Origin of the sequence: Pseudomonas sp. MH9.2, from assembly GCF_034353875.1 — a bacterium.
In the GTDB taxonomy this organism is placed as follows: domain Bacteria; phylum Pseudomonadota; class Gammaproteobacteria; order Pseudomonadales; family Pseudomonadaceae; genus Aquipseudomonas.
Window position 1 is genome coordinate 1,885,359 of the sequence record NZ_CP133784.1, and the last position, 17,120, is coordinate 1,902,478.

Annotated in this window: 16 protein-coding genes and 2 pseudogenes; 10 read left to right on the forward strand and 8 right to left on the reverse strand. The window is 51.4% G+C overall.

Annotated features, from left to right (window positions below):
- Positions 1-91: 91 nt before the first annotated feature.
- Complete coding sequence (locus tag RHM55_RS08850; RefSeq protein ID WP_219064633.1) at positions 92-928, reverse strand: S1 RNA-binding domain-containing protein; 837 nt, start codon at positions 926-928, stop codon at positions 92-94.
- Between the two features lie 361 nt (positions 929-1,289).
- On the opposite strand from RHM55_RS08850, the gene RHM55_RS08855 reads away from it, so the two are divergent.
- The 3 genes from RHM55_RS08855 (at position 1,290) to RHM55_RS08865 (ending at position 3,048) form a co-directional block, all read left to right on the forward strand.
- Entirely contained in the window at positions 1,290-1,478 is a 189-nt protein-coding gene (locus RHM55_RS08855) for a hypothetical protein (protein WP_219064632.1), read from the forward strand.
- Positions 1,479-1,661: 183 nt separating this feature from the next.
- Entirely contained in the window at positions 1,662-2,159 is a 498-nt protein-coding gene (locus RHM55_RS08860) for a hypothetical protein (RefSeq protein WP_322181198.1), read from the forward strand.
- Between the two features lie 163 nt (positions 2,160-2,322).
- Positions 2,323-3,048 (forward strand): TorF family putative porin, encoded by a 726-nt coding sequence (locus RHM55_RS08865; protein WP_322181200.1) that lies wholly within the window; start codon positions 2,323-2,325, stop codon positions 3,046-3,048.
- Positions 3,049-3,165: 117 nt separating this feature from the next.
- Here the strand turns inward: RHM55_RS08865 and RHM55_RS08870 are convergent, their stop codons facing one another.
- The gene (locus tag RHM55_RS08870) at positions 3,166-4,512 is read right to left on the reverse strand and encodes a DEAD/DEAH box helicase (protein WP_219064628.1); all 1,347 of its coding nucleotides are present in this window, start codon (positions 4,510-4,512) and stop codon (positions 3,166-3,168) included.
- Positions 4,513-4,713: 201 nt separating this feature from the next.
- On the opposite strand from RHM55_RS08870, the pseudogene RHM55_RS08875 reads away from it, so the two are divergent.
- The 5 genes and pseudogenes from RHM55_RS08875 to RHM55_RS08895 form a co-directional block, all read left to right on the forward strand.
- Positions 4,714-5,418 (forward strand): annotated as a pseudogene (locus RHM55_RS08875) (mechanosensitive ion channel domain-containing protein); the annotation flags it as partial.
- Positions 5,419-5,493: 75 nt separating this feature from the next.
- The gene (locus RHM55_RS08880; RefSeq protein WP_322181202.1) at positions 5,494-6,942 is read left to right on the forward strand and encodes a site-specific integrase; all 1,449 of its coding nucleotides are present in this window, start codon (positions 5,494-5,496) and stop codon (positions 6,940-6,942) included.
- Complete coding sequence (locus tag RHM55_RS08885; protein WP_322181204.1) at positions 6,902-8,815, forward strand: hypothetical protein; 1,914 nt, start codon at positions 6,902-6,904, stop codon at positions 8,813-8,815. Before RHM55_RS08880 ends, RHM55_RS08885 begins: the two co-directional genes overlap by 41 nt.
- Positions 8,812-10,785, forward strand: coding sequence for an integrase (locus tag RHM55_RS08890; protein ID WP_322181206.1), 1,974 nt, complete (start codon positions 8,812-8,814; stop codon positions 10,783-10,785). Before RHM55_RS08885 ends, RHM55_RS08890 begins: the two co-directional genes overlap by 4 nt.
- 75 nt (positions 10,786-10,860) lie before the next feature.
- Positions 10,861-11,301: a hypothetical protein gene (locus RHM55_RS08895; RefSeq protein WP_322181207.1), complete on the forward strand. Its 441-nt coding sequence runs from the start codon at positions 10,861-10,863 to the stop codon at positions 11,299-11,301.
- A gap of 432 nt (positions 11,302-11,733) precedes the next feature.
- On the opposite strand, the pseudogene RHM55_RS08905 reads toward RHM55_RS08895, so the two are convergent.
- A pseudogene (locus RHM55_RS08905) lies at positions 11,734-12,129 on the reverse strand (transposase); the annotation flags it as partial.
- A 229-nt stretch (positions 12,130-12,358) separates the two neighbouring features.
- On the reverse strand, positions 12,359-12,643 hold the full coding sequence (locus tag RHM55_RS25880; RefSeq protein ID WP_416152005.1) for a helix-turn-helix domain-containing protein: 285 nt from the start codon (positions 12,641-12,643) through the stop codon (positions 12,359-12,361).
- 94 nt (positions 12,644-12,737) lie between these two features.
- Here RHM55_RS25880 and RHM55_RS08910 point away from each other — a divergent pair, with 94 nt between their 5' ends.
- Together RHM55_RS08910 and RHM55_RS08915 are read left to right on the forward strand one after the other, a co-directional pair.
- Positions 12,738-13,187, forward strand: a complete 450-nt coding sequence (locus RHM55_RS08910) for a hypothetical protein (RefSeq protein WP_322181209.1) — start codon at positions 12,738-12,740, stop codon at positions 13,185-13,187.
- Positions 13,188-13,708: 521 nt separating this feature from the next.
- On the forward strand, positions 13,709-14,008 hold the full coding sequence (locus tag RHM55_RS08915) for a hypothetical protein (protein ID WP_322181211.1): 300 nt from the start codon (positions 13,709-13,711) through the stop codon (positions 14,006-14,008).
- A 355-nt stretch (positions 14,009-14,363) separates the two neighbouring features.
- Here the strand turns inward: RHM55_RS08915 and RHM55_RS08920 are convergent, their stop codons facing one another.
- From RHM55_RS08920 to RHM55_RS08935, 4 genes are all read right to left on the reverse strand, one after another.
- Entirely contained in the window at positions 14,364-15,605 is a 1,242-nt protein-coding gene (locus RHM55_RS08920; RefSeq protein ID WP_322181213.1) for an MFS transporter, read from the reverse strand.
- 103 nt (positions 15,606-15,708) lie between these two features.
- Positions 15,709-15,963: a heavy-metal-associated domain-containing protein gene (locus RHM55_RS08925; protein ID WP_322181215.1), complete on the reverse strand. Its 255-nt coding sequence runs from the start codon at positions 15,961-15,963 to the stop codon at positions 15,709-15,711.
- A gap of 51 nt (positions 15,964-16,014) precedes the next feature.
- Positions 16,015-16,563, reverse strand: a complete 549-nt coding sequence (locus RHM55_RS08930; protein WP_322181217.1) for a general stress protein — start codon at positions 16,561-16,563, stop codon at positions 16,015-16,017.
- A 57-nt stretch (positions 16,564-16,620) separates the two neighbouring features.
- Entirely contained in the window at positions 16,621-17,118 is a 498-nt protein-coding gene (locus RHM55_RS08935) for a TPM domain-containing protein (protein ID WP_322181219.1), read from the reverse strand.
- Between the last annotated feature and the right edge of the window lie 2 nt (positions 17,119-17,120).

Genomic DNA, 17,120 nt, shown 5'->3' on the forward strand with positions numbered 1-17,120 from the left:
CTTGGGCTTTTTCCTCGAATGGGCCGCGGACCGAACGCACTGCAGGGCCACACCGTGGCCTGTCGGCATTGCGTTCGGAAAGGCTGAGCCTTCAGACCAGCTCGATGCGATCCGCGTGAATAACGATCTGGCCCTGCTTGTACAGCGCACCAATCGCTTTCTTGAAGTTACCTTTGCTGACCCCGAACAAGCCGCTGATCACTTGCGGATCGCTCTTATCGCTGACCGGCAGCACGCCGTTGTTTTCCCGCAACTTGGTGAGGATCTTCGAGTTCAGACTGCTGGCCGCTTCCTCACCCACCGGTTGCAGGCTCAGGCTGATATTGCCGTCCGCGCGAATTTCTTTGATGAAGCCTTTCTCTTCTTTGCCCGGGCGCAAGAATTTGAACACTTCGTTCTTGTGAATCAGGCCCCAATGCTTGTTGTTGATAATGGCCTTGAAGCCCATGTCCGTCGCTTCAGCCACCAGCAAATTGACTTCTTGTCCGACCTTATAATCGGCGGGCGTCTTGTCCAGATAGCGATCCAGCCGGGCGGTAGCGGTGATCCGGCGCGTGTGCTTGTCCAGATAAACGTGGACCACGCAATAATCGCCAGCCTGCAACGAATGCTTTTCTTCGGAGTAAGGCAGCAACAGATCCTTGGACAGGCCCCAATCAAGGAAAATGCCAATGCTGTTCACTTCAAGGACTTTCAAGCTGGCGAACTCACCGACCTGGACCTTGGGTTTCTCAGTGGTGGCAATCAGCTTGTCGTCACTGTCCAGGTAAACGAAGACATTGAGCCAGTCTTCATCTTCGCTGGGAATATCTTTCGGGATATAGCGATTGGGCAGGAGGATTTCGCCGTCCTGAGCGCCGTCCAGATACAAACCAAAGTTAGTGTGTTTTACCACTTGCAAGCTGTTGTAGCGCCCGACTAAAGCCATTTCCAAATACCCTCATTACGTGGGCGGCATTCTACCCGAGTTTGCCATTGTGTTCGCGGCTCCCGCCGACGAGGCGCGAGGCCGATCAGAAAGACTATAACAATCAATGATTTGCTCATAACGCCGAGCGTCCCGCGCCTCCGCTCGTCAGATCAATAGAGGCCCTGGCCCCACCGCTCTATTCCAGGTAAATCCGCTCATGAAATAACTTCTCAGTTAAAACAGTCAGTTGCGGCCAAATACCGTGACAACCTGTCCAACAGGAGAGGCCCAAACCCATGCGTTTCAGAGCTATATTTACCAAGCAATTGTCAAGCATTTCATATACAATTGCTGGCCGTATTGAATTTTACATAGGTTAATGGAAGCCATGCGCGTAAAAGCATCCAACTCGAAACCAAAGGCAGCTCCAGCCGTTGAGACCAGCGACTCGATCAACGCACAGATTGCTACGTTCCTGAAATCTGGCGGTCAGATTCAAGAGATTGCTAAAGGCGTCAGCGGCCAGACTTTCGGCCCGTCCAAGCAAATCACCCTCGGCAAGAAGTAATACCCCCGCCCCAGTTGTCGATCTCTATGCGCTTTGTTTTTCAAGGCGCTAGGGCTATCGATCCTTCGTTGCATGATCTTTTTCTCAAGCGTTGCCTTGCCCTTTGATACAGCTACGTTGCACAGCCGTAGCGGGACAGGCAGGATGATGACCTGACGGTCAGTTCCTTCCGCGGAATCCACTATGAACAAATGGATGCTTTTCTGCGCACTGCTTTGCCTGGGTGGTTGTGCATCACATCGTTGCGACACCTCAACCCGCTTCGACGAACCGTCCAGCGACACCCCCTGTCGCTCAGCGCATCTGCTTTATCAGAACGACATGCTCCAGGCCAAGCTGATGATCAGCGCAGGCGGTAGCGACAATATCGAACTGGCCAAGGCATTGCTCGAGCGCGCGGCCAGCCAGGATAGAAGCGGTGAAGCAGAGTTTTATCAGGCCGTCCTGTTGCTGCGTGCGAACAGCGATAACGCTGAAGCCATCGACCTGCTCGAACTGGCAGCCAAGCGTAATCATCCACTGGCAATCGCCCTGCTCGCCCAGCAACTGGCCAGCAGCGACGCCAAAAAAGCCGAACAGTACCGCGCCGACTATGCCGACCTGGATGTCGCCAAGAGCGGTTACCCGTCGTTCGATCAAGCCCTCCATGTAGCCAACGGCTTGATCACTCCGGCGCTCTAATCTCACAACAATTCGCCCGGATCGACGAACGGTCCGCGTCTTCCGTATTTCGCCGGTATCCTTGCACGGCTCTATTTCGCGGGTTCCGCGTGATCCTGCGCGCAAATCCAGAGGCGCGCGAACGTCACCCCTGACACTCCTTCGCCTTTTTCAGGAGTGAAGCATGTTCACGTACACCTATCGAGCGCTGGCGCTCAGCGCCTTGCTGGTCTGCCAGTCGGCCTCCGCGCAACTGCTGGAGCGCGACCTCGGCGACTTCGACCTCAAGCTCGGTAGCACACCGGCGCGCAGCATGGCGCAAGGCCTGGTGAAGCCTACCGGTGTCGGTTCGTTCCATGGCGGGCTGGACCTGACCCACGACAGTGGCTGGTACGCGGGGCAATGGTCACCCAGCGTGGGCGCCACCTCCAGCGCTGCCCTGGAAGTGGATTCGTACCTGGGCTTCAAGAAACCCTTCGATAAAACCCTGGGCTATGAACTGGGGATGATCCGCTACACCTACCCGGACGCAAGCCAGACCGACAGCCACCAGTTCTACGCCGGACTGACCGTGCTGGGCAGCCGCTTTGGCGCTGCACTGAGCAACGACCCCGGAAACCGCAACAGCACCTTGTTCGTTGACCTGGGCACACTTCAGCCGCTGGGTCTTGGCCTCCGGGTGCAGTACGCCAATCATCAGTTCGATACACCGCAATTGATCAGCGACGGCAGCGCGGTCAGCGCCTTCAATGACTGGTCACTGAATGTCTCGCGCCCCTGGTTTGGGGTCGACCTCAATCTGACTTACAGCGACTCCAGCCTGAGCGGCAACAGCTGCAGTGCTTACACGGGGCATAATACCCAATGCGAGGGAATGTTCACGCTCAAGGCAGTGCGCTCGTTTTTCTGAGGGACTGAACGGCTGTATTCCGGTAAGTGCCATTACAAAGAGCGAGTGCATCGCCCATAAAAAAACCGGCCCCCTTCAAAACACAAAGGGCCGGTTTTTTTGTGGGTTGCTTAACGCTTACTCAGCTGCTGGCGCTTCTGGCTTGCGTTTTTTCAACGGAGCCTTGCCGTCTGCACTGACCAGCGACAACGCGTCGGTTTTTGGCCGGTTGGTTATCTTGCGTTTGGTCGGCGCCTTCGCGCTGCCTTTCTTGTCGGTTTTCTTGTCGCCGGTCTTTTTCTTCTTCACGCCGACAGCCTTGCCCGACGCCTTGACCTTTTTCGGTCCGCCGTAGGTGCCTTTGACTTCCTTGATCACACGACGCTCGAAGCTCTGCTTCAAATAGCGCTCGACGCTGGACATCAAGTTCCAGTCGCCATGGCAGATCAGCGAAATCGCCAGACCTTCGCCACCGGCACGGCCAGTACGACCAATACGGTGCACGTAGTCATCGCCGCTGCGTGGCATATCGAAGTTGATCACCATGTCCAGACCTTCAACGTCCAGACCACGGGCCGCCACATCAGTGGCTACCAGGATCTTCACGCCGCCCTGCTTCAGTCGGTCGATGGCCAGCTTGCGATCTTTCTGGTCCTTGTCGCCGTGCAGAACAAATGCCTTGTACTCCAGCGCGACCAAACGACCATAAAGGCGGTCGGCCATGGCGCGGGTGTTGGTGAAGATAATAGCTTTTTGATACGTCTCGTTGGCCAACAGCCAATGGACAATCTTCTCTTTATGGCTGTTGTGGTCGGCAGTGATGATCTGCTGACGCGTACCCGCAGCCAGCTCACTCACGCTATTGACTTGCAGGTGCTGTGGATCCGTCAGGATCTTGCTGATCATTTCGCGCAGGCCGGCACCGCCGGTGGTTGCCGAGAACAGCAGGGTTTGCTCGCGATTCTTGCACTCGCCGGCCAGACGTTCGACGTCTTCGGCAAAACCCATGTCGAGCATGCGGTCGGCTTCATCAAGCACCAGCACTTCAACCTGCGACAGGTCCAGGTTACCGGCGTTGAGTTGCTCCAGCAGGCGCCCAGGGGTGCCGATCAGGATGTCCGGAACCTTGCGCAACATGGCAGCCTGGACCTTGAAGTCCTCACCGCCAGTGATCAGGCCGGATTTAATGAACGTGAACTGGGAGAACCGCTCGACTTCCTTGAGGGTCTGCTGCGCCAGTTCGCGGGTCGGCAGCAGAATCACTGCGCGAATGTCGACGCGAACCTTGGACGGGCCCATCAGGCGATTGAGGATTGGCAGCACGAAAGCCGCAGTTTTGCCGCTGCCGGTTTGGGCAGTCACCCGCAGGTCATGCCCTTCCAGCGCCAGCGGGATGGCTGCTGCTTGCACAGGCGTAGGCTCGACAAATTTAAGCTCGGCCACGGCTTTAAGCAGGCGTTCGTGCAGGGCGAATTGGGAAAACACGGGTGCTACCTCGACGAAAAACAAAAAAACAGTCGCATAGCCTAACGGTTTCGAGCGCCGAGGCCGAGTTTCTTTACGACATAAGGGCTATTTCTTTAATAAAAGGTGAGTTTTTTGTTACTCGATTTGCACACGACGGACGATCAGGGGGCAGGAATGTTCTAATTGCTGACCCTAATGACAGGACTATCACTCGCGCCCATGGACATTCAAACGGTATGGCTACGCACCCAGGAACTCTGGGGCATGCTCGATCAACACCCTGTATTGCATGCTGGTTTGGGGTTGGTACTGCTGTTGGTTGTCGCGCTCGCGCTAGGCCGAGTGGCGCGTTTCGTTATCCTGCACATGGCCAAATTACTGGGCCGACAACCGGCTATGCACTGGATTGTCGATTTACTGCACAACAAGCTTTTTCATCGGCTGGCGCAGATGGTGCCCTCTCTGGTCATCCAGTTCGGCCTGAACCTGGTGCCGGAACTGAGCAATGCCAGCAAGCACTTCCTCGGTAATGTGGCGCTGGCGTTCACCATCCTGTTCCAGGTGCTGGCCCTGGGCGCCCTGCTCAATGCCCTGCTGGATATCTACGCCCGCACCGATCACGCCCGCACCCGCTCGATTAAAGGCTACGTGCAACTGGCGAAGATGATTCTGTACATTTTTGGCGCAATCATTATCGTCGCGACGCTGATAGACCGGTCGCCGCTGCTGCTGTTGTCGGGTCTGGGCGCAATGTCGGCAGTGATTCTGTTGGTCTACAAAGACACCCTGCTGTCATTCGTCGCCAGCGTGCAGTTGACCAGCAACGACATGCTGCGGGTCGGCGACTGGATCGAAATGCCGCAAGTCGGTGCCGACGGTGATGTGGTCGACATCACGCTGCACACGGTCAAAGTGCAGAACTACGCGTGAGTTCCAGTTTCTGGACAGATTTCGTGAGCTGGTCTTAAATGGACAGACACCGCTCATGAGATCTCGCCCATGGAATCGATACCCCAACTGAAACCCAACAGATTCGAAAAAATCTGTCTTACCAATGTCCGCGTCTGGGCTCGGGCGCAGGCGAATGACAAGGCCATAGACTGGTTGGATGGTGAAGACTCAGGTGAGATCAGGGTCCCTCCCTACGCCATTACCTCGGTCCCCTTTTCCCCTGAAAGCATCCCAAGGGCATACGTCATGCTCAAGCCCGATGGCAGCCTGTGGAAAGAGGGAACTTTGTACCTTTATGAACGAGCACTACAGCAAGGGACAAAATCTACCACGGCTTCAAACATCGCGGGGGATCTAGCTCATTTCATGAATGCCATGAGAGACAGTAACAAAGACTTTCTGGACTTCGAGGGCCCTTCGTTCAGGCGCCCGACCTATCGGTACAAGATAACACTGCAAAACTCCATTAAACGAGGCGAACTCAGCAGACTTACTGCAAATAGAAAGATTAGCAGTATGATTGGACTGTATAGATGGTTAACTGAAACAAGAAATTTCAAGCCACAGCAAAGTATGTGGACATCAAAAATCCGAAACATCAGTTACGAGGACCGTTTTGGATTTCGCCATACAAAGGCTCAGCTATGTACCGACTTAACTTTTAAAAACGCACAAAGTATATCTACGGGGGAATACATAGAAGATGGAGGCAAGCTCTACCCAATCAGTCGAGATAATCAGACCTCCCTAATGAAGGCGCTTGTAAACCTAGACAACCCAGAAATGCTATTAGTGCATGTAATCGCTCTTGTTACCGGCATGAGAATCCAATCCATTTTGACCCTGAGGCACCACTCTATAAAACAAAACTTAACAGAGAAGGATGATAAAACTCTTACAGGACTCAAAATAGGCATGGGTAGTTCAGTTGAAGCTAAAGGCCAGAAAGCACAAACAGTTTTAATACCTGGCTGGCTGCATAATCAGTTAAGCATCTACATCAATTCGGAACGTTATAAGGAGAGAATGATGAAATCTAGAATTAAGGGATTGGATGGCCAATACCTTTTCACCACTAGAACAGGCCGCCCATACTATATCGCGGAGGAAGACAAGGAACTTTATGACTATAGCTCTGAAGCTGGATCAGCCATTAGGTTTTTCAAGACACGAATAAAGGAGGAGTTAAAAAGAATGGGCGAGCATTTTAACTTCCGGTTTCATGACTTGCGAGCGACGTTCGGCATGAACCTCATTGAAGACTACCTTGCAAACCCCAACAACAATATAAATCAGCTGGCTCTTATCGACCTAGTAAAATCCAGGCTAAATCAAAATAGCATAGTTGTGACCATGCGGTATCTGAAATTCAGAGAGACCCATAGTCTAGTGGCTCAAGCTCAATCCGAGTTCGAGGACCACTTGCGCGACATCGTCATAGCTCAAAGGAGCAAGTATGGACTCGAAGACCCGCCAAATTCACGCTTTGATAACTGAACAGGTAGACATTGAACAATTCCATCAAGAGATGGATTCACATCCCTTCGAATCATTGATAGTGGAATACCAAGATAGACGCCAAGTCGATTTGGGTGCACTTTGCTATACAAGTCGCGTTTCTTATAAAAAAAATGTAGTCCTCAAAGTGGACCAAAGTACATTGCGCCCTGAGCGGAGCCACGCCTTACGGAACTGGTTGAGCGCCAAAGCGACAATATACTACTCCGGAGGCCGCATTCGCACTTTTCACAGTAGCAGCAATAAATTTAAGATGTTCCTTGACTGGAGCGATAAACACGACTGTCAAGACGTATTGCAGTCAGCAAGTGCATTTCATTCCGCTCTGAAAAAATTCAGTCATAACTTACTTCAAAGACTCGCAACAGGGACAAGCAAACCACAGCATTTTTACAACTTACAGACCGAAGTTCAAAAAGCGGGCTGGGAAATTTTTCCAAACTCAAATATTAATTTCTCCGTTGATGTCCCTCGTATTCCTTATTCCGGCGGCCACACTAATACTACGCTGACACCGTCGCAAGAAGATATGGCCTCACACCTGACGTTGTGTGATTTTCTTTTTAGGGACATCACAGCTTTTATTCTTGAATTCAAAAAATTTCCTTTTACCGTAATGTTTCTTGACCAGCGCGTACTTTTGATGCCTGCGGAATATGTAATTTCGACATCAGCATTGTTGGCTGTTACCAGAAAGAAAATAATGAGCAGCATATATTGGGACTATGAACGTGGCGGATTACGCACTTTCGAGGATTGCAAAATTAGGTCGCATACCGCTAACAAAGACGGTGCGATTCGATATCAACTGGAAATAAAGCGCCGCGTGCTACAAGCATCAAATAGCGACCTCAGACATTCCAAACGCTTGGAACTTGCCAAACTAAGTCACGATGCATTCTTGTCGCTGTTTGTGGCTAACACGGCATTCAACGAGGAACAGGTGCGTAATCTTCCCTGGACGGGGAATTTTGCTGTGAAAAGTTCAAAAAATCACGGATTCCAAACTATCAAATACCGGGCCGCAGGACGCAACATTAAAATCGAGATAAAAAAAACCTTCATCAAAGATTTTAAATTGTTCCTAAAACTACGAGACTACATTTGCGAGCGAACTGAGCATCCATATCTCTTTGTCGGGATGAGATCCTATCTCAAGGACTCACACCTCACAACTTCAATGTTACAATATAACGCTATTGCTCGCTTCAACAAAACCATTAAAGACACCATAGCCCCAAACCATAAAGGACTGGGTTATCGCGAGCTTAGAAAGTATAAAAGCAGTTACTTGCTTGCACAAAATTACCCTATCCAAGTCGTATCAGCAATTATGCAAAGTGGCGAACAATCCATACGTAAAAGTTATGCTGATGGCCACGAAAAATCAGCCATCGATGAAATTTCGGCAATGCTAAATCGGCTCACCAACTTACTTGAAAACTATAATGGCGAACAAACACCGGCAGGAGACTGCTTAGACAGCGGCAGTCCAAAACCTGAAATTGAAGCACCTTCTGGCTACGAGCCTAACTGCAACAGCTTTGTAGGCTGTATTTTCTGCGTTCACTTCCAAACACATGTTGACGAAGAGAGCATTAGGAAGATCTTAAGCATGCGATTTTTTATCCACGAATATATAGCGCTATGCGAAGATGCCGAGCAGTTTCAGAAAACTCATGGCGGGGCCATATTGCGAATAGACATGATAATGGAACAACTACTGCTAGATCGGCCAGAGATTAAAACCCTAGTGAACACAATCTCAGAAGAGATCACCTCAGAATATAAGCTTACCCCCTACTGGAACCGTCAGTATCAACGCCTTCTCAATATAGGGTCTTCGAGATGAAAAAGCCTAGCGTTTTTAATTTGCATCCATCGAACTATCATCAGTTAGCGACCGATGCTTATTTTGGTATGTCATTCGGTAGAATCGGACCAGGCCTTATCGTCTCTAGGGACAGTCAAGGCAACCCCCTGTCACTGTTTGAGCACAATGAATGGCATTTTTCACAGTACGCTTACGCCTCAACTGATAACCCAAACGTTAGTTTTTCTGGGCTTATAAAACCCGCACTACACAATGCGGAAAATGTCGAATTATGTAAAAAATTATTCATAATAAGAATGTTCTCTCCACAATCGAAGTCCGGCAAAGAAATCCGACTCTCCACAATGCAAACAAACATGAATGTGTTCTCTTCAATATGTCGTTTTGCAGACCATGCGGATCTGAGACTCAAGGATTTACTAGAGTCTTCCACAAACCTTAAATCATTTATAGATCTCGCTCCAAAAACAGTTATCAAACAGCTTAAAACTATTTTTTCGACGCTCAACAAAGTCAATCCTGAAGAGCTTGGCTTTATGATTGGCGGCAGTACTATCTCCATCACCAATAGCAAAGCTAAGGAAAGCTCATCTACCTCGAATCAGACCCCAGTAATACCAAGCCGAATCCTCTGGTTAAAACACAACCAATACAAAGACGTGTTGAACGACTTCCAGAAAAATGAACACAACCTGGTCTCTTTCATTACCCAAGCGAACGAAAACCCATTTTATGCGCGAGGGCCATCTTTCTCCGAAGATACAAAAAAGAAACACAAACTGATTCCAGAACGCACTCGAAATAACTTCAAGCATTCCGCAAAGCTGTTTATTGAATCCATCAAAGACCACAACTTGGAGCACCTAGCTCATAAATATAAATGGAAGCATGTTGTAAATGTTGCTGGCTTTATATCCTTGACGCAGCATTGCTCTCGATCCCTGATCCATATGTTCACTCTCATGAGAGACCAAGAGGCACTGTCGCTCACAACAGACTGCGTTGAACCTGTTCGCGGATGGAACAATGAGGCCGTTTACGTTCTTGGGATCTCGACAAAGCTTAACAGTTCACCTGTCGTCGAGAAGTGGATTACCACCGATGCGGTATTGCAACCTATTAATGTCCTTACTTCTATCAACAAGGTAATAGCACCTTATGTAAGAAATCCGATTCTTCGAGACCGCTTGATGGTAGGTGTCGCGGCGCTGCCTATTTCCAATTGTGGTGAGGCCACCCAAACTCAAATAACACGTAAGTGGTTGGAACATAAACTGCCACCAATTTATCTTACTGAAGACGACATCGTAGAGCTGGAAATGATTGATCCGGTCAGAAACTGGCGCGCAGACTCACGCTTCAAGAAAGGTAAACCCTGGCGATTGACATCTCATCAATTCCGCAGATCGATAGCGGTATTCGCGGGACAAACGGGGCTCATTACCCTGCCATCTCTCAAACGACTACTCCATCATCTCACCAAAGTGATGAGTATCTACTACATGAAAGGGTGTTCAGCTAGCAATTACATGCTCAAGATTCTGAATCCAAAATTAGCTGATGAGATGAAGGCGGCTAAGCAGGCGGCTGACGCAGCTGTGTATGTCAGAGACGTGCTTCGCGCCACCGAACGACTTCATGGATTCCATGGTCAGCGAATCATGCAAACCCGTGAATCTGTGTGGCGGTATGAGACCGCTGAGGAAATTATTCACAAGGTCAAACGTGGTTTGCTTGCATATCAACAGACCCCGCTTGGTGGCTGCACCTCCACTGGACCATGTGACAAGCGTGCACATGCCAATTTCACGACATGCATCGGATGCAAAGATGCCACCATCATCCCCTCTCGCTTGATCGAGACCATCGAATTGATTGAGTGGGATATCGCCGAACTGACGCCCGGTACCATCGAGTACAAGGCTGAGGTGCGCAATCTGGAGGATTACAAGGCGACTTATGATCGTCTGGCTACCAAGGAGCCATAGCCCCGATGGTTCGCCTTCGCTATGCTCGGTACAGAGCCAACGCATGAATTGATCGGTTATTGGTAGGAAGTAGCCATGCTAGAACACTATGAACGGACCCCCACATTGCTGCCCTATTACGAGGCCTTGGAGCGTCTCGTCAACGGCGCAGGGAAGATCCTGCCTAAGGGCACCAAAATCACGCTGAACGCGGTTGCACTGGAGGCGGGCAAAACAGAAGGGAGCATCAAGAAAAGCCGGTCTGTGTATGCCAATCTCATCGAAGAAACCAAGCGGCAGTCTAAGCGCCAACAAGAGCTGACCGCACCAGGGGTACTGGACGTCCGCACCGCTAGGGCCAAAACTGCGAAGGCGAAAGCTGAATCTGACGATTTTGAAGACAAGTACAAGGCGTCATTGGCTCGTGAGTTGATGCTTTTGGTCCAGCTTGACAATGTGGAGGAGCAACTTCGAAAAATCCATAACGTTGTGCCCATCAGGCCTGGCAAACAGCAGACGCGTATTGATCCTAGCTGAACGCCATCATGTACTGATTCGGGCTGAGAGATCTCTCTGACGTCAGCTCAACCAGCGATGCTCGGAACAGCCGTCACCGGATGTTGAAGGGGCCGGAGGTGGCCTAAGGATTCCAGCCGAAGCGTTAGTTCATCAACCAGACCCGATGAGCTATTGGTCCCTGGGGTAATGAAGGCCAAGCGTCACCAGCAGTGAGGGTCATACCTCCAGACGCTTGCACAACTCCACGACCTTTTCGAATGATGGGGAATGGAGTCCACGCTCGACTTTACTGATATAGACCCGACCGTTAGGGTCGAAATATTCTTGGGTTAATCAATTTGGCTAAAGCAGATGAAGAAGCGCCAAGCCCATCCCTAGGGACTCTCCGAACAAGTCCTCAAATGTGCTGAATACACCCTCACCGCCTGACCCGAGCTTCGCATAAGCCACACCGTGATGCTTGTAGCTGCTTGGCCGTGCTGCAATCGACCAGATAACGTCCCGTTCAGCATGCTCCGGTGGCTTGGCTGCACTGGTGTATCTAAAACATACCGAGACATAGGGTTCGGCACCGTGCAGCAGTTTGTCGACCGGAGTGACATCTGCCACGTTGGCGGCCGTCCCTACCAGGCTGCGCACCAGCCCGGACGTGGCGTCAACACCAATGTGGGCCATCATACCGAAGTGCCACTGATTGCCTTTTTTGGCCTGAAGCATCTCAGGATCGCGCTTACCGTCTCGGTTCTTGACCGAGGGCGGGGCGGCAATCAAGGTGGCATCGACGATAATGCCTTCCTTGAGCAGCAGACCACGACTGGCCAGATGCTGGTTGATCGTTTCAAACAGCCCCGGCCCCTCTCCAAGTTAAGCACACGTCGAAGCCCGGCGATCCATGAATAACGCTCTCACGCGCGGGCGCAGTTTTGCAGGAGTGGCTGTCGGCATTGGTGCAACTGTGTTTTTCGAGGTAGGAGGCGAAATCACCTAGGCATTCATTGGCAAGCAGACAGCACCTCACATCAGGAAGTGCTCCGAAAGAAACACCCTAATCAATCCGAACCTGCCTCATAGCAGTCTACTGGTCTAGGTCTATTCCTAGATCGCTCGCTATGGTGACCATCAGATCCCGCAACTCTGATGCATCGCCAGCGCGCTCGAACGCTTTGGCGAGCAACGAAATGGGGTGAATTCCGAGCACACCCGCGAGATCGCGAATCAGTTGCAGATTGGGCTGGCTAACTCCCCGCTCAAGCCTTGATAGGTGCTCACGTGAAACCACGCGTACAAAATCTTGCTGGCTTAGCCCTTGCCGGAGACGCAAAGATCGTAGCGCCTCGCCGAAAGCGTTTGTGCTTTCCATTTTTTAAAGCCGCAAAATCTTTACATGACATCAGAAAAGAGAGAATATTGATGTGACATCAATGTCACATCCGCATTAGTTAAGGCAATATTATATGTTTCTGATCCACGAGCAAGGCCGCGTCGGTGGGGACCATCGCGAGGACGGCGTTGTACACCATCGCTTTTTCACTATGACTGAACCATCGTTCATACTGCTCGCGCACAAAGTCTATGCCCAGGAGCATGACAGAGCGGGAAATGCCCTTTGGGGGCTTGCGCTTCCTAACGATATTGAGGCACTGGACTGTCAAGGCGCTGATAGAACGGGCTGGTGGGTGAAGCGGATTTGCGTCGCCGCCCTCAGCGACACAAATGGCTCTATGGAGCTGGTGACAGATGTGGTCATCGAGATCAAAAAAACCTCCTACATCCGCTCAACTAGTGCGCCAAAAAATTCGTACGAGTTTCTTACTGCAAACGGGCGCGTTTTTTACTCTGATGACAAGCGACCACCGGGTATCCCTATACCTTATGTGCTTTATCGAGACATCAGCGCGGGATAGACACCGCTACGTGTAGTATAAAAACGTCAGATTAGAAACGATTCCCCGGAGAAATCAAATGAACGAGATAACTAAGGACTCACTCAACGAACAGTACCCATCCATTTTCACAGATACGTTTCGTGGCTTCGAAATACCGGATGGATGGCTTGCGTTACTAGCCGCAACTTGCAAACAGATTCAGGTGCACATCGACGCAACCCCAGGCGTACCTCAACTCGAAGCACTCCAAGTGAAATCAAAATTCGGTCTGATGCGCTTTTATAGACAAGGCGGGGATGCATATTGCGACGGAGTTATCAGTATGTCTGAGGCCGTTTCACGAACATTGTGTGAGCTATGTGGCAATAAAGGTACGCAATTGAAAACACGGGGTTGGATCATAGTCCGGTGCACCGCTCATCTCAACGTCGACAATTTTTAGCTACTAGTGCTGCGTGCAATTTGGTCTCAAAAAACGCAGAGACATCGGCAACCACCGAGACTAGGGATCAAAATTACGGATAGAGTTTGGAGAAGTGATGAAAATTAGGGCTGTCCGGCCAGTTGAAATCGTAATCGACGTTCTATGCGATGTTTGTGCCGAAAGCACCTGTGCCGAAGATGGCGGGGCGGAGTTTGGGACATTGCAAGCAAGTTGGGGATATGGCTCTCAGCATGATGGAGAACGGTACAAAATCGCTTTGTGTGAATTCTGCTTTTTTCACACTCTGAGCCACCTCCGCCGCCTGCGATTACAAAATACTATGTTTGATGAGCAGCATACCGATCTCGCAGAGTTCGGCCGTGTTGCGCGGGATGATTTCTGGCGCGAGATCTGAATAGGGGGGATCGCAGGTGTGAACTTCTTACAGCCAAGAGCTGCGGATTATTTGTTACCGCTGCGTTACTTAGCTCACTGCAAAAACTGCGTGGATACGGATCATTTTTCTCCGACCGTTCAAATCAAGTTATCTCGTCATCAGAGAGTAAACCTGTTTTTGAGTAAACAAGGACCGTTTACGCAAAGCAGGTTTACGTTGTCTGAATAAGTACAGGTTTAGCCGACAGCCCCTGGATTGTTACTCGAACATCCGAACTCCAGCATCACAAACATTCCACTGTGCATCAATTCGTGAGCGGGATCAGCGCATTTTTTCTGCGAGGAAAAACCGGACTTCGGCGCTTTTCTCATGTTCATTTTTTCGTGCTAAATCTCACGGGTATCGGACGAGAGCATAGAGTGGAAGTCATGAGTAAACGCGGCAACCCGAGGCTTAACAGGAAACCCAGCACTGCAAGGCTCGCGCTCAAGAAGAAAGAGGTGTCTGGCAGAAAGACAGTGCTGTAGAGGACTCCACCCGCAGCGGACCCCAAGGTTGTCCCAAGACTAGATGATGCCGTTTGCTTGCCAAGTTCCCAGCCCTGCGCGCTTCCGGCTTTGGCCGAGATCCAGTACGTAAGGATCGGCGACAGAATGCCAGCACTGGCCGCAACCGCACCGATCACGACCAGCATCAACTTAAAATCAGATGCCCATGGCACGAGAAACAATCCGGCAGCCAGCACAGAGAGCGCGGGCGCGATAAGCCAGCGAGTGGTGTCCGGCTTGAACCAGGGCGAAAATGCGATTGCCTGCATCACAAACATAACCAAGCTGCACTCGGTAAACATGAGGGCAATCTGATAGGGACTCAAGCCGAGTTCCTGTTTGCCACGCAGTGCGAGCCCGACCTCGAAGACCCCTACCCCTACTGACACGATAAAAGTGAGGACAAGGAGTTTCGGTACGAGCCATGCTTTCTGATCGCCCGAGGCCCTAGCGGTCTTCGGTGGCCGACTATGGACTTGATCATTCGGCACTGAAAACGCGACTGAGCTGGCCACAAGAAAGGCAAGCAGCGCTGTTGCCGCGAGCGGAATCGCGACGGATCCGGGCGGCAAGGCGAGATTGAAGGTAGCGGCAGAAAATCGCGTTACGAACACGCTAAGCATCGGCCCAAGCAGGAAGCCGCCAATTCCGGTCACACTGACGAACGCAAGCCGACGGGCTCGCCCCTGTTCAGTCGTCGTGACGCTTCCTATCACCGCCGCAGCTACGGGCGTCACCGCTGCGGCGAACATCCCACTCAGAAAACGCTCGGTGTATAAAGCGACGAGACTCTCAACAAACGAGAAAACCAACATGGTTACGCCAAAACCGAGGAGTCCAATAAGCAGCACACCACGTGGGCCGCGTTGATCGGAAAGTCGACCCCACAAGGGGGCGAATAGAAAAAGAGAGAAGGTATACACAGCCGTCAGTAGTCCCGTGTGCCGGGAAACCTGAACAGCATCACCTCCCGCGCCCAGGAGTCGCTCAATCAGGTAGGGTAAAAGTGGAAGCATGATTCCAAAGCCAACCGATACAGTAAACACGCCAAGCATCAGCGTGGCCATAGTCGCGACGGGGAAACCGGTTGAGCGCACGATGATGGCCTCATGTGACCGCAGGCGATCGAGTCATGCCTGCGGTCCGGTTGCTGAGTATCATTGGGGCGAGTTAACCGCAGCAGCCGCCCTTGGATTGATGACTGGACGTGGCCTTAGCCATGCCCAGACCATAGCCCGCGCCTTTCACGGCTGATTCCAGTTGATTCGGCGAGGTCAGTTGCTCGTCATAACGTACCGCAACCTCGCCAGTCGAGAGCGACACGACTACGTCATCGACTCCGGAAATTGCTTTCAGCGCGTTTGCCACTTTGGTGACGCAGCCGCCACACGTCATACCTGTTACGTTCAACGTTTGATTTTGCATGGTGATGCTCCTTTTCATAGTCATGAATACAACCATCGCGTTAATACGCTTTTAGCCTGCTGCATGGGTCTTCACATTCTCATGCAGATCAATACTTGCCGGATTGCTTGACTCAAGGATCGCCTTGGATCTTGCCATCTCGTCCGTGCCTCCATGTGCTACAACAAGGAATCCATCAGCTTTGACGGCTTGTTCGTACTGGATGACGCTGTCCTTCGGAATGCCTATGCTGTAAAGCGCTGCGCCAAGCGCGCTCAATCCGCCAACCAGAATGGCACCCTCAACAGCGGCAACGACGATTGCAGCCAGGTGACCCAGCACCATGACAGGCCCGATCACAGGGATGGTCAGAAATACTCCGCCGAAGAACAGGCTCCACAGACTGCCCCAAAATGCGCCCTTCTTGCCCCAAAATTTAATTCGATCGCCGACGTTGTAGAAGCCCATAACCGTCTCTTCGGAATGAAAACCTTGTCCGACGATACTAAAATGCGTCATGTCGAAACCACTGCCAGCCAGTTTGCGGACAGCGTCCTCCGCATCCTGATGGTGAGCAAATACAGCGACTACAGCGTCATGTTGATCCGGCTGGAGGGTCATGTTCTGTTCCTTGGCTGAGTGTGTTTGAGGTTTTGGTGGGTGTCCGCAATGGAGGGCTCAGAGCACTACAGGTGTATCCGGCAATTCATTCCGGTGACCGCCGACAGCGGGAAAGTGCGTCATCAGATGCTGTGTAACCGTCTGAATACCGCTAACCACGCCGTCTTCGTAATTACCGTGTTTAAATGCAGCTTCCATCTGGCGGCAAATGCTTTGCCATTCTTCAGAGCCCGTCTTCGCGTGAATTCCGCGATCGGCAACAATCTCCACGTCTCGGTCAGCGAGCAAAAGATAAATCAGCACACCATTATTGTGGGCGGTGTCCCATATACGCAGTTGCGAAAACACATCAACAGCGCGTTCTCGCGCGGATTGGCCTTTGAAAAGCGGCGTGCTGTCCAGTGCGCCCTCCACGACGAAACAAATTTCTCCGACATGTGCGGTCTCACCGGCTTTGATCGCTTGCTCGATCGCGAACATCGTTTTGCGAGGGAATGCCCGGGTGACCTCCCAGTGGGTCATCACGAGGTGTTTCATAATGCGTATGATATTCATCG